The organism is Tenacibaculum sp. M341, assembly GCF_004337695.1.
Lineage (GTDB): Bacteria > Bacteroidota > Bacteroidia > Flavobacteriales > Flavobacteriaceae > Polaribacter.
Genome location: NZ_SJXJ01000004.1, coordinates 20,903 through 34,832 on the forward strand (window position 1 = coordinate 20,903; position 13,930 = coordinate 34,832).

Genomic DNA, 13,930 nt, shown 5'->3' on the forward strand with positions numbered 1-13,930 from the left:
AGTTAAAAATATTGTTTAAAAGCTAGCGGTAATTATTGAGTGGATTCAGACGTAGTCGAATCCGTTGTAATTGCGGTTATACATTGTTGTAACCAGTGCTTTTCAACTCCGAACTAATATTTCACTCAATATTTCTTTCGGAAATTCGCATTCGGTTCTATTTGGTTTTTCTGAGTTTGCTTTTCCGTTTATGTCTCGGTATTCAAGGAATAAAATGACTGAAATTGAGTCAGACTTAATTTCCTTAATCTTGCACATAGAAATTCTGATTTTGTATCCGTCAATAAATTCCGTTGATTCAACATACTGTTGCGAAAACCAATTATTAAATCCATTATCAACACGATGTTCTTTAAATTCAATATTTTTATTTTCTAACCTAATACTAATTATATCATTCAAGTCTTTTTTATTCAGATTAAAAGCTCCGAATGAACGATTATAAAAATCTAAATGAACTAATTTTCCGATATAGGAATCATCAACGTCATTTATTCCAACGTATTTTATGTCAGAACCATCCTGAGCAATCACATTGATTGTAAAAGTTAAAGTTATTAGCAAGATTATTCTTTTCATGTGCTCGTTTTTCGCATTGGTTACAACGTTTCTTGTATTTCCCGAAGGAAGCATATGCAATCATACAAATTGTTGTGCATAGTTTTTTATTTCGTTTATTTCTTTTTCAATCAATTTTTGATCAATTATACTTTTCTCAATTACCACTTTTTCTTTAGTTTTTTTCCAGAAAGGAAATAACCAAGTGAGTGAAGTACTTAATTCAGAAAACTCTCCATTTTTACTTTCAATCTCAGTTTTGGTTTTGTAATGAAATTTGCCTTTATAATATTCAGTAATCCTTTTTCTTTTGGTTAGAGAATTTAGTAATACCTCAATAATTTCGTTAATATCGTCAAATTCAGGGTTAAAATGTCGATGATTAAATCCACTCCCAACGGTCAATTCCCGATCATCACAAGACACCCAAAAATTAGTATCAATTATAGAAATATGAGTTTCTATATATCCATCATCATATTTCTCAACATCAATACTTAATTTGTCTCCCAAATGCTTTTTTAAGAGCTCCTCTGTTTTTTCAAATATGGCTTGATGTATTTTCAACTAATTTGTCCTTTTAGTTTTATTTCTTTTAATTAATAAAAACCCAATAATTATAAATATTAGGCTTATTATTATGTTCTCCCAAGATTTATCAACATATCCACCAAAACCATAAAATCCAGCATCTTTGTATAGAAGAATAATAACTCCGATTAAAATAGTTACAATTCCAATTATTTTATTCTTTCTCATTAATGCTTTATTATAAAGTTTTTGAATTATGCACAACGGTTTGTATATGAAAAGTAGCGTATTGAATAGCTAGATTTTCATTTTTAAAACTAATGTAATAAAAAAGTGCAAAACTTTATGTCTTGCACTTAGTAAGCTATTTTTTATATACGTTGTGTGTGCCTTGAATGGTAAATATAGTTAAAATATGACTATGATTTTTTTTTAGAAGAATTAGCTAGAGGGTTGAAGTCCCTTATGGGTTGGAGTAACGTCCATAACCATTAGTAAGCCGCAAGCTGGTTTATCGTGAGGTATGCAGTGAAGTAAGCGGAACTACAAAAGTCGGTACTGACGAACAGGAATCGTATATAGAGGCTAAAAGTATTAGGATAAGGTAGCACATCATACTAACGTCCACAAGCAAAGGTACTTTTAGTAGATACGGCAGTGATTGACTGGAAGCTATTTATCTTACCGAGGGAGGTCTCCATAGCTACGAGTTTGCATAATGGAGAAGTCAGCAGACGCCATAGTACTTATAGGAAACGAGTTGTAATAAATATACATAGGTCTCACAAGTAAGGAAGGGCAGAACGTATTATCAAGTTCAGATTCGTATAGGAATGTTTTTTTTTCATAGCCTATACTTAGAAGAACAAGAAGAGTAACAGTTTAATTATTTAAAAATGATAGCAAGCGTATTACATCCTCATAATTTAAGTATTGCTCTAAAGCGTGTGATAACTAATGGAGGAGTTTCAGGTATTGATGGCATGAATGTTTCAGATCTAAAAAGATATTTTACAAAATATCGAACAGATCTAGTAAACAGTATCTACACTCAGAAATACCGATGCTCAGCTATCAAAGGAATTAACATTCCAAAAGGCAGAGGCAAAACTCGGTTACTAGGTGTTCCTACTGTTATTGATAGATGGCTTCAACAGCCGGTAAATCAACAGCTATCTTTACACTTTGAAATAAACTTTGAAGGAGAAAGTCATGGTTTCCGTCCAAAGAAGAATTTGCAACAAGCAGTTTTAAAAAGTCAATCTTATATAAATGAAGGATTCCAAGATATTGTAGATATTGATTTGAAGAGTTTCTTCGATGAAGTACCTCATTACAAGGTGTTACAGTTAATTTATAACAAAATATCTTGTGATACTACTTTATGGTTGATTCGTAAGTGGATTCAAGCGCCAATAGTGATAAATGATCGTTTGTATAAACGAAGAAAAGGTTTACCTCAAGGTAGTCCTTTAAGTCCATTATTGTCTAATATATTACTAGATCAACTAGATAAATATCTCAAAAACAAGGGGTATAGTTTTGTTCGTTATGCAGATGATTTTAGTATTTATACAAAAAGTAAATCATAAGCACGTAAAATAGGGAATGAGGTTTATGTCTTTTTACGAGATCATCTAGACTTACCAATAAATAAGGCTAAAAGTGGAATTCGTCGTCCTATAAATCTTTCCATATTAGGTGTGATCCCAAATCTTTATCGGTAACTAATGATTTAAGATATAGAATTATATAATTTTTTGGTTAGAATACATTTTTGAATCACTAAACTAATTAATTAACTAAGTTCAATTTTTTGCTTAGGTTATAAAGTATTTTACACTTATCTAAACTTTAGATAAAAACTAACTTATCATTGTATCTTTTAATTAAATAAAACTTATTAAAGTTGTATTAAAAGATATAATAATCTTATAACTAAAACGTTATATCTTGAATAAATTCCCCAATTTATTTACTTTAATCAATCTTACCTACATTTTATTAATCATAAATCTATCATCCATGACTTAACAGTCCTTCTTAAAATAAGAACTATTTAATGCTCTATCGTTTTTATTTTAAATCACAAATAAATTTCATATTAATCTTAACAACTAATCGAAATGAAATCAAATTCTTTACGAAAATTAGCAAGTCTTGTACTTATGCTAATTGCAGTTCAAATTATTTCTGCAAAAAATTATTATGTAGCTACTAATGGCTCAGATGGTAACCCAGGAACAGAAAATAGGCCCTTCAAAACAATTCAAAAAGCAGCTAACCTTGTTAATCCTGGTGATGTAGTGCTTATTAAAAGAGGAATTTACCGAGATAAAATTCAAATTAGACGTAGTGGTACTAACGGAAATCGAATTGTTTTTAAAGCCTTTCCAGGTGATGAACTTCGTGCTATTATTGAAGGAACTTCATTACGTCTCTTACAAAGTAGCCATATAGAAATCTCTGGTTTACGAGTTCAAAATATCTTAGCTCAAAACGGTCCTCCAGAAGGGATTTATGTCGAAGGTCCTGCATCGAATGTCACCATTAGAAATAACCATACATTTAACACATTTGGATCCGGAATTTCGGCTTGGGGTGTTCCTTGGAGATCTAACCCGGGTAACTTTAATAATATTAGAAATTTAAAAATTCTAAATAATAAGGTTGAAAAAGCCTGTAATGGAGGATTTAATGAATGTATTACTTTATCTAATGGAGTCAATGGGTTTCAAATTTCTAATAATGAAATTTTTAATGGAGGTAACCCAGTGAATGGGGGAGAGGGAATTGATGTAAAATTAGGAGTACAAAATGGAACGATCTCTTTTAATTATTTACATGGTTTGACACGAAGAGGTATTTATATTGATGCCGCGGGGATTCTGAATTTTGCAAAACCATTTGCTAAAAAAATTAAAGTTTTTAATAACCGTGTAAGAGATTGTAAAGGCCAAGGAATGGCATTAATGACTGAAGGTAAAGGTGATATTTTTGATATTGATATCTATAATAATCTTTTTTATAACAATACAGAAGATGGTCTTATGTTTTTTGATCATCCTGCCGGGAATGGTATTATACGAGATGTAAGAGCCGTTAATAATACTTGTTATAATAACAATCGTTTTGGTATACTATTAAATTTTCCTAGAGCTACTGGTATTGTTTTAAGAAATAATATTCTTTATCAAAACAAAAGTGGTAATCTAAATCTTAAAGCCGGACAAAGTGCTACTTCCAATAACCTTGTGGGGCCTAATCCTTTATTTGTAAATGCGAATCAGGCTAATTTTAGGTTAAGAGCGGGTTCACCTGCCATAAATAAAGGGACGACACAGAATGCTCCCAATACTGATTTTGATGGTAATTCTAGGAATGGAGCTGTAGATATTGGGGCTTTCGAATTTGGAGGAAATACGACTCCTCCCAATCCAAACCCTAATCCAAATCCAACACCTAACCCAGGTTCAAATGATATACCTTATGGAAAAATTATATGGTTAAAGGCGAATCAAGGTAAAGCAGGATATGTTGTTGCCGAGAGAAATTTAACAAATGCACCTCTTAAAGCAAATAGAAATCGTTTAGGTCAGTGGGAAAAATTTAGAGTTGAAAATGCAGGTAATGGAAAAGTGCATCTTAAAGCATTGGCTAATAATAAATATGTACAAGCCCGTATAAATGATAATGGTAAAATGCAGGCTTCAACCAATAATAAATTAGGTTGGGAAACATTTACTTGGAAAAGTAAAGGAAATGGGAAAGTAGCATTAAAAGCGTTTAATAATAAATATGTTCAAGCCAGATTAAACTTAGCAACAAAAGAACTTGCTGCCATTGCAGATACTGCTCGAGATTGGGAAACTTTTAATTGGGGAGAAACCACAGCATCGGGTCAAAAATCTTTATCAGAGCAAAATATAGCCTATTCTTTATACCCTAATCCTACCGATTCAAATAATTTGGTATTTATAAATGGAGTAAATAATAAGGAAACGGTAAGTATTTATGACATTAATGGAGCTTATATAGCTACAAAAACAATAAATAATGGAGCTATTGAGGTTAGTGAATTAGCTATTGGCGTTTATTTCATTATCGTAAATAATAGATCATTAAAGCTTATTATCAATTAATTAGTATAAATTTTTAAAGATGATAGTATAACCCAAATAAAACTTTGTGACGTTCTAAATAATCGTTACAACAATTAATAATAATAAGGTAGCAATTTTAATTTGGTAGTATCACACGAAGTGTGTAAAGTTTAAAATACGGGGGTCGCGACCCCCGTATTTTATTTTTTATAAATTTACATTTTATACACTTATGAAGAAAGAAGATTTCTTAACCGACGATTTTTTAAAACAGTTCAAGACAGGTGAAGAGCTGAATAATTTTCTCAAGTCCATTCAAAAACGAGGCATTGAAAAAATTTTAGAAGGCGAATTAGATGCTCATTTAGATTATGACAAAAATCAAACTTCTAACAACACTAATTCAAGAAATGGTTATGCTAATAAAACGGTAAAAACTTCTCATGGAATAACCGAAATAAAAGTTCCTAGAGATCGTGATGCCAGTTTTAATCCTATGTTAGTTCCTAAGCGTAAAAACATGGTTGATGGTATTGAGAATGTCATTATTAGCCTCTATGCAAAGGGAATGAGTAATTCGGATATTTAAGAACAAATCCGCGAAGTCTATAATTTTGATATTTCTACTTCTACCATATCAAGAATTACAGATCGTATTAGTAATGATATTGTAGCATGGCAAAATAGACCTTTAGAGCCCGTGTATTTAATTACTTGGATGGATGGTATTGTCTTTAAAGTAAGGGAAAACTCTAAAGTGATAAATAAAACCATGTACATCGCTGTTGGGCTGCGTAGAGACGGCAAAAAAAAAGTCCTTGGCCTATGGCTAGGTAAAAATGAATCTGCTGCCTTTTAGATGAGTGTACTTACTGATATAAAAGCTCGTGGTGTGGAAGATTTACTGATCACAGCTACCGATAATCTTAACGGATTTACTCAAACTATTAGAAATGTATTCCCCGAATCGACTACTCAAATTTGTGTAGTACATCAAATTAGAAACGCTAGCAGATATGTGGTATGGAAGGATAAAAAAGAGTTCTCAAAAGATATGAAGGAAATCTATAATGCCCCAACCAAAAATGCTGCCGAAGCTGCTTTAAATGATTTTGCTAAAAAATGGGAATCTAAATATTCTTATGCTGTTAAAAGTTGGCGTGATAACTGGGATGAACTTACTGTATTTTACGACTTCCCTGTGGAAATTAGAAAGATTATTTACACCACTAATCTCATTGAAAATCTAAATGGTAAAATCAGAAAATACACTAAAAACAAGCTCTCATTCCCAACTGATAATGCAGTAATGAAATCTACGTTTCTAGCTTTGAGAGAATCAACTAAAAAATGGACAATGCCCATTAGAAACTGGGGAATAATTTTAAATCAATTTTTAACTATATTTGAAGAAAGGGTTCAACTCTAAAAAAAAGCCAAACCCTTTATATTTTAAACTTACACACTTTACGGGATAGTGTCATTGAAAAGGCGACAAGAGATAATAAAATTAAAACTTGAATAATATAATCAAAGATTTTTCCTTTTTTTGATGTGTTATCTTCGATTATTACTCGTAGTTTATCTTTCATTTATTTTGTTCTTAATTAAGCACAACGGTTAGTATATAGCGCGTTTTAATGCGCTATATACAGTGTGTGTGCCTTGAATGGTAAATATAGTTAAAATATGACTATGATTTTTTTTAGAAGAATTAGCTAGAGGGTTGAAGTCCCTTATGGGTTGGAGTAACGTTCATAACCATTAGTAAGCCGCAAGCTGGTTTATCGTGAGGTATGCAGTGAAGTAAGCGGGACTACAAAAGTCGGTACTGACGAACAGGAATCGTATATAGAGGCTAAAAGTATTAGGATAAGGTAGCACATCATACTAAGGTCCACAAGCAAAGGTATTTTTAGTAGATACGGCAGTGATTGACTGGAAGCTATTTATCTTACCGAGGGAGGTCTCCATAGCTACGAGTTTGCATAATGGAGAAGTCAGCAGACGCCATAGTACTTACAGGAAACGAGTTGTAATAAATATACATAGGTCTCACAAGTAAGGAAGGGCAGAACGTATTATCAAGTTCAGATTCGTATAGGAATGTTTTTTTTTCATAGCCTATACTTAGAAGAACAAGAAGAGTAACAATTTAATTATTTAAAAATGATAGCAAGCGTATTACATCCTCATAATTTAAGTATTGCTCTAAAGCGTGTGATAACTAATGGAGGAGTTTCAGGTATTGATGGCATGAATGTTTCAGATCTAAAAAGATATTCTATAAAATATCGAACAGATCTGGTAAACAGTATCTACACTCAGAAATACCGATGCTCAGCTATCAAAGGAATTAACATTCCAAAAGCCAGAGGCAAAACTCGGTTACTAGGTGTTCCTACTGTTATTGATAGATGGCTTCAACAGGCGGTAAATCAACAGCTATCTTTACACTTTGAAATAAACTTTGAAGGAGAAAGTTATGGTTTCCGTCCAAAGAAGAATTTGCAACAAGCAGTTTTAAAAAGTCAATCTTATATAAATGAAGGATTCCAAGATATTGTAGATATTGATTTGAAGAGTTTCTTCGATGAAGTACCTCATTACAAGGTGTTACAGTTAATTTATAACAAAATATCTTGTGATACTACCTTATGGTTGATTCGTAAGTGGATTCAAGCGGCAATAGTGATAAATGATCGTTTGTATAAACGAAGAAAAGGTTTACCTCAAGGTAGTCCTTTAAGTCCATTATTGTCTAATATATTACTAGATCAACTAGATAAATGTCTCAAAAACAAGGGGTATAATTTTGTTCGTTATGCAGATGATTTTAGTATTTATACAAAAAGTAAATCATTAGCACGTAAAATAGGGAATGAGGTTTATGTCTTTTTACGAGATCATCTAGACTTACCAATAAATAAGTCTAAAAGTGGAATTCGTCGTCCTATAAATTTTACAATATTAGGTTATGGATTCACGGCTATTTATAAAAAAGGGAAGTAAAGGTAAATATCAACTTATAGCAAGCAAGTCTTCTTGGGTATCGTTGAAACGCAAGTTAAAATACGTTACCAAGAAAACCTTACCATTAAAAGTAAACGAACGTTTGTTTCGATTACGGCAAGCTTACGAAGGTTGGATTTACAATTATCGCTTAGGTAGTATAGGAAGTAAGTTAAAGAAATTAGATGATTGGCTACGAAACCGTCTTAGATATTGTATTTGGCACGATTGGGAAAAACCAGAACGTAAACGTAAAAATTTGATACGTTTAGGAATCAATCCAAGACAAGCTTATAGCTGGAGCCGAACTCGTATGGGAGGTTGGTCAGTTGCTCAATCTCCAATTTTAGGTACTACTATTACTTTAAGTAGATTAAGCCAAAAAGGTTATAAAAGTATGTTTTCTTATTATAATAAAGTAAAATTCTGATAATACGAACCGCCCAGTACGAGACCCGTACGCTGGGTGGTGTGAGAGGCGCACTCTTCTCAATCAAGGGAAGAGCCGTCTACTCGATTGTAAAACGTTTTATGTTAACTAATTCTTTTTAAAGTATTCTCTTTAGTCAAAAAGTAATGTTTTATCACTCCAATTATATGTAATAACAATAAAATCATCATAATAGTTGCCAGAATATTATGACTTTTTAGGGAAAAAATTTCAGTTTTATTTTTGATTAATTCAGGAGAGTTATTTATCAATGCATCTCCATAGCCACCAGTTATCATTATAGCTATTCCTGATAAGCCTATTCCTAAGAGAAGAAAGTAAAAAGCATTATGAATCAATATTGTTAACCTGTCATTTAATTTAGAGCCTGTTTTTAAATCTTCAGGTCTTTTATTTTTAAAAAATAATATACTTCTAATTATTGTAGCCAGAAAAACTATATTTCCTAATATTGCATGTACTTGTATTAAAGTCATTTTATCAGTAGGTTCAATTCCACTCATATATTTTCCCATTGGAAAAAGAAAAATAATTAGAATTGCAGTAAGCCAATGAATAATTATCACCTTTTTACTGTATTTTTCATTCAAATCATTTATTTGTCTCATGTTTAACTTTTTTTAGTTTTAGAGAGAAAATAATTATAGAAATTCCACTTAACAAAATTGAGATTCCAGCTAAGACAATTGCTTGTAATTCATCTGAAAATGTATACATCAATAAAACAAACGCAATTATAAGATTTAAAATACCACTCAAAAACCTGTATATGATAACCTTCCAATTTATTTCTCTAGTATTTAAAGTTGTAAAGCCTAATGAGAATTCTATTAATCCGTGAAATAATGTAAAAAAACAAATAACATGTAGAAAACTCTCTAAAGATTTGGATAAAAATGATAATAAAGCAAAAACAATAAAACCAATACCTTGTAATAGATGATATTGTTTTGCTTTGTTATGATTGCTATTTGCTCTAGAATAGCTAATGGAGAATATTCCAGATAGTATTAATAGGATTGGAATTAAAATTTTTGATGTTTCAATTCCAATATTTTTAGCAGCAAGTATTGTAATTCCAACTAAACTAATAAATATCCCTGTAACTGTTAATTTTCTTAAATTATTCATAAGTATGTTAGTGCTTTAAAGTATAGCACAAACTTATGTTTTATTAGTAAGCTGTAATTGTATAAATTGGTCGTTTTGACCCTCGTAAAGTTTTTGAGGAGTGGTTCCTGTTTGTTTTTTTATACTTTTTGAAAAATGAGATTGGTCGGTAAAATTTCCGTTAGGAAATAATTCCCCTTTACTAATTTGATTATATGTATCTGCAAATTTTAGAATATTAAGATATTCTTTAATTGAAACTCCTATATGTTTTTTTAAATATCTATTTATTTGACGTTGGCTCCAGTCAAGTTGATTAACAATTGAAGTAACATTATTTAAAGAGTATGTTGAGTAAATTAATTCTGAAAGTTTTTTCTTTTTTTGAGGTATTTTAGTTTTTATAGTATCAAAATTGGAGCAATTTTCTTTTATGTGTTTAATAAAACCTTCTATGCTTTTTCCTGTAAATTGATTAATATTCCAAAATGTATAATCTAATTCTTCTCTATTATTTAAAAGAATACCAATCTTATGATTAAATATATACTCAGATGCGAGTAGTTTAAATTTTATAAGAAAAGTAGTAGAGTTGGCTGGTGTAGTGACTGGAATTGTTTTGTCAAAGAGTCCAACTAATTTTACTTGGTGTATATTTTTATTAACATAAATAACTATTAATTTGAAAAAACCGTCTGGAACTATAGAATAGTTAATAGGTGTGTTATTGTTGTTATTAAATAACCAAAAAGAATCAATAAATTGATATAAATTATCCTTAGGTATTAACATATCAACTCCTAATCCGGTATCATTAATCTTAAAAAGCTCCATTATAGTTTTTTAAGCAAATTAAATTTTATAACATAAATTTCATTGTATAAAATGGACGTTTTTGACAATGTTTTACAACGGTCAGTATAAGAAACGTAGGGCAGTTGATAAGCGATACGTTTCGGTTTGGTACTAAGCCAAATATAATATTTTGCTTTTATCTTTTTTGTTGAAAATGCCAATTTTTATATTTGGCGGGCTTTGTAAATATTCACAAACCTTTCGGTTTAGCACAAATGCCCTATGTTTTTTTATACCTTGTTATGTGCTGGCATTATTCCGTTCGTGTTCAATCAACCATTTTTTTCGTTCAATTCCTCCACCATACCCAGTCATTTTTCCGTCTTTTCCAATTACTCTATGACAAGGTATAATAATAGAAATTCTATTATAACCATTTGCTGATGCGACTGCTCTAATTGCTTTTGGGTTGTTGATTTTTTCTGCTTGGTTTTGATAGGTTGTCGTTGTTCCGTATTCTATTTGTTGTAAACAGTACCAAACTGAATTTTGAAAATCAGTACCTGGTGTTTCAAGTTTTACATCAAATTTTTTTCTTGTACCCTCAAAGTATTCCTTAATCTCTTTTTTGACTTGCTTTATATGCTCGTTCTCACCAGAAATAATATTAGCTTTTAGTAATTTTTGTAAGTCCTTAAATTCTGTTTCAAGCATTCTTCTGTCAACAAATTCAAGTAAACAAACTCCGTTTTCAGTTGAGCAAACAAACATTGGTCCCAATGGTGTTGTCAGGCGATTTATGAGAATTAGATTTTCTCCTTTACTTTGTTTAGGTGACTTGCCTATAAGTTTTTTAAAAGTATAGCCAAATCCACTTAGTGATTCATAACCTGTGTCTATAGCAGTATGTGTAGTGTTTTTTCCAAGTTTTAATTCTTGAAAGGCATTATTTATTCTATACATTCTTTGGTAAGCTTGAAAAGTCATACCATAATTTTTTTTAAACCATCTTCTTACAATTTCTGGACTAATACCTTTTTGTCTTAATTGATAATCTGTTATTTTCTTCTTGGGATTTTCTTTAATTAATTTGATTGCATTTTCGACTTGCTCTGGTGCTTGATTTGCATTTTCTGTTGGTTTACAAATCTTACAAGGTCTATAGCCATTATCTAAGGCGTCTTTAAATGTAGTATAAAATTCAACGTTTTCTTTTTTTGGTTTGCGTGCTCTACAAGTAGCAATACAAAAAACCAATGTAGTTTTTACACCAACAAAAAAGATTCCAACGAAATTTTGTTTTCTTTCTAATAAAGCTTGATAGTATGTTTCTATTTTTTTGTTGTCTGTAACTAACATTTAAAAAATTGAATTAAATGATTCTTGGTTTAATATTACTTTTGTTATTTTTTCAAATTGATTGTACATTTTATCAAAAATAAAATTCCCCATACTTATTCGTTTTACACCTAACTCTGTTAATTTGTCAAAACTTGGAAGGTTAGGCATACACATTACATTAATTGGCAATTTTGTGCAATTTACAATTTCTTTAATGTCGTTTTCTTTCTCAATACAAGGAACGAAAATTCCATTTGCTCCAGCATTTTGATAAAGTTGAATTCTTTTTTTTGTTTCTTCAATTACATTTTCTTGAAGCAGGATAAATGTATCTGTTCTCACATTTATAAAAACACCAACATTTTCCTTTTCCAATTCTTCCTTTATTTCTTTGAGTGTCTTTGCGAAGTCATTAGCGTTTAATAAAATCCGTTTTTCGCTAACAACACTATCTTCGATATTAATTCCAACAGCTCCTAATTTTGCTAATCTTTTAATGTGATTAACGATTTCTTTTGGTTTGCGACTATATCCCGATTCCAAATCAACTGACAAAGGTAAATTTGTGTTTATGGCAATCCGCTTTACGAAATATTCCAATTCAGAAAATTCCATTTCTTCGCCATCGTTATATCCTAAAATTGATGCAATTGCTGAACTCGAAGTTCCAATTGCTTGAAAATTTAATTTTTCGGCTGTTTTTGTACTTGGTACATCCCAAACATTTCCGATTAATAATGGTTTATCTTGATTATGTAAGTTTTTAAATTCCATCTTTTTATGTTTTGATGCAAAAAAACTATTATGAAATTTAATCAGCAACCGAAAATTGGACGAGTATTTTTTTTCCCTTGCACATAACGTAGGGCTAAACACAATTGTGTTTATTCCCGTTATGTATAGATCAAAAATACTCATATATATTATAAATCTAAAGGGTTTTTAATATTGTTGAAGTTTTTAGTGGCAATATGTGTATATATTTCAGTAGTTTTTGTTAATTTTCATGAGACCAAAGTAAAATGCTCCTTTTTTGTTAGCTGAATATTATACGTATATTATTCGAATAATATACTGTTATAGAATTGGAGGTAATACATTGTTTATCATGTAAAAAGGATCTTTAAGGAAAGTCTAATAATGAAATGTAATATGTATTATAAAAGCACAAAAAGTAAAGGCAAAAACATAAAAAGTTAAACGTTGAAAATAGCATATAAATTAAAGATTTTAACACAGTAGTGTCATGAACAGATTGCAGTAAAAAGAAAGACAAAACATTATTTTAAACACAAAACAACTGCAGTAGTAACAGTAAAAATCAGCAAAAAACGGTTATTAAAAAATAAGCTTAGCTTTTATTTTTTGCAAAGTTGCGGTTTGGTAAGCGCAAAGTTACTTTTAGTTGGTTGCAGCTTTGCAGTTGGTGAAGTGCAAAGCTGCGGTTACACAAGAGCAAAGCTGCAAAAAAAAATTGCAGCAGCAGCATTTTTGACAAAAAAGCACAAAAAAACCTCAGTAATACCAAAGTATTATTGAGGTTGTATGTTTTAAAAAGTTGTAAAAACTAGTTACACTAATTTATATTCAACGTTTTTTTGGACAAGACATTTCTAATAGCATGTAAATGATGTTTTTTAGGAGCGATAATGTTTTGCGTATTGATCTTTTGAATTCTTTTAATATTAAGCATAATTTTTTTGTTTTGCGTAGTAAACATATGTTAACCACAAGTGAACTTTTTATTGATAGCTATTTTTATACAGTATGGCTTTTGAGTCAAAGATAGTATTTAATTCAGCTTTAAGATATTGGTAAGTTACTAAGCATCTGTAGTTGCAGTAAAAAGTAGTAGTGTAATACTTTGTGAATTTCGTTTAAGAATTAAAGAGTAAAATTTAAAATATAATTAAAAATAAGATTTAAAAGTTGTTACCGGAGAGCATTTGAGTGTGAACAAATTATAAAATAAAAAAATGATATTAACCAAATAAACAAGAGTGTTTTTTAAGTGTGATATTACCTGATG

11 protein-coding genes and 1 pseudogene are annotated in these 13,930 nt (G+C 30.4%); 5 read left to right on the forward strand and 7 right to left on the reverse strand.

What is annotated here, in order from left to right; translation table 11 throughout:
* Nucleotides 1-102: 102 nt before the first annotated feature.
* Both EYW44_RS05365 and EYW44_RS05370 read right to left on the reverse strand, forming a co-directional pair.
* On the reverse strand, nt 103-579 hold the full coding sequence (locus EYW44_RS05365; protein WP_132722650.1) for a hypothetical protein: 477 nt from the start codon (nt 577-579) through the stop codon (nt 103-105).
* A 60-nt stretch (nt 580-639) separates the two neighbouring features.
* Nucleotides 640-1,125, reverse strand: coding sequence for a hypothetical protein (locus tag EYW44_RS05370; RefSeq protein WP_132722651.1), 486 nt, complete (start codon nt 1,123-1,125; stop codon nt 640-642).
* 860 nt (nt 1,126-1,985) lie between these two features.
* Between EYW44_RS05370 and EYW44_RS05375 the strand changes: the two genes are divergently transcribed.
* The 5 genes and pseudogenes from EYW44_RS05375 (at nt 1,986) to EYW44_RS22575 (ending at nt 8,634) form a co-directional block, all read left to right on the forward strand.
* The gene (locus EYW44_RS05375; protein ID WP_243643603.1) at nt 1,986-2,681 is read left to right on the forward strand and encodes a reverse transcriptase domain-containing protein; all 696 of its coding nucleotides are present in this window, start codon (nt 1,986-1,988) and stop codon (nt 2,679-2,681) included.
* Between the two features lie 534 nt (nt 2,682-3,215).
* Nucleotides 3,216-5,231 carry a choice-of-anchor Q domain-containing protein gene (locus tag EYW44_RS05380; protein WP_132722652.1) on the forward strand — a complete coding sequence of 672 codons (2,016 nt, stop codon included), beginning with the start codon at nt 3,216-3,218 and terminating at the stop codon, nt 5,229-5,231.
* A 193-nt stretch (nt 5,232-5,424) separates the two neighbouring features.
* A pseudogene (locus tag EYW44_RS05385) lies at nt 5,425-6,621 on the forward strand (IS256 family transposase).
* A gap of 740 nt (nt 6,622-7,361) precedes the next feature.
* Nucleotides 7,362-8,204 carry a reverse transcriptase domain-containing protein gene (locus tag EYW44_RS05390; protein WP_243643604.1) on the forward strand — a complete coding sequence of 281 codons (843 nt, stop codon included), beginning with the start codon at nt 7,362-7,364 and terminating at the stop codon, nt 8,202-8,204.
* Nucleotides 8,170-8,634: a group II intron maturase-specific domain-containing protein gene (locus tag EYW44_RS22575; protein ID WP_243643605.1), complete on the forward strand. Its 465-nt coding sequence runs from the start codon at nt 8,170-8,172 to the stop codon at nt 8,632-8,634. The genes EYW44_RS05390 and EYW44_RS22575 overlap by 35 nt, the downstream gene beginning before the upstream one ends.
* Before the next feature lie 104 nt (nt 8,635-8,738).
* Here EYW44_RS22575 and EYW44_RS05395 read toward each other — a convergent pair whose 3' ends face one another.
* The 5 genes from EYW44_RS05395 to EYW44_RS05415 all read right to left on the reverse strand — a co-directional run bounded on the left by EYW44_RS05395 (nt 8,739) and on the right by EYW44_RS05415 (nt 12,675).
* Nucleotides 8,739-9,263: a cytochrome b gene (locus EYW44_RS05395; protein WP_132722653.1), complete on the reverse strand. Its 525-nt coding sequence runs from the start codon at nt 9,261-9,263 to the stop codon at nt 8,739-8,741.
* Nucleotides 9,247-9,786, reverse strand: a complete 540-nt coding sequence (locus tag EYW44_RS05400; RefSeq protein ID WP_132722654.1) for a DUF308 domain-containing protein — start codon at nt 9,784-9,786, stop codon at nt 9,247-9,249. The genes EYW44_RS05395 and EYW44_RS05400 overlap by 17 nt, the downstream gene beginning before the upstream one ends.
* A gap of 33 nt (nt 9,787-9,819) precedes the next feature.
* Entirely contained in the window at nt 9,820-10,599 is a 780-nt protein-coding gene (locus EYW44_RS05405) for a DUF6597 domain-containing transcriptional factor (RefSeq protein ID WP_132722655.1), read from the reverse strand.
* Between the two features lie 261 nt (nt 10,600-10,860).
* Nucleotides 10,861-11,919, reverse strand: coding sequence for a bifunctional transcriptional activator/DNA repair enzyme AdaA (locus EYW44_RS05410; RefSeq protein ID WP_132722656.1), 1,059 nt, complete (start codon nt 11,917-11,919; stop codon nt 10,861-10,863).
* Nucleotides 11,920-12,675 carry an isocitrate lyase/PEP mutase family protein gene (locus EYW44_RS05415; RefSeq protein ID WP_075344714.1) on the reverse strand — a complete coding sequence of 252 codons (756 nt, stop codon included), beginning with the start codon at nt 12,673-12,675 and terminating at the stop codon, nt 11,920-11,922. It lies immediately after the preceding gene.
* Nucleotides 12,676-13,930: the final 1,255 nt, after the last annotated feature.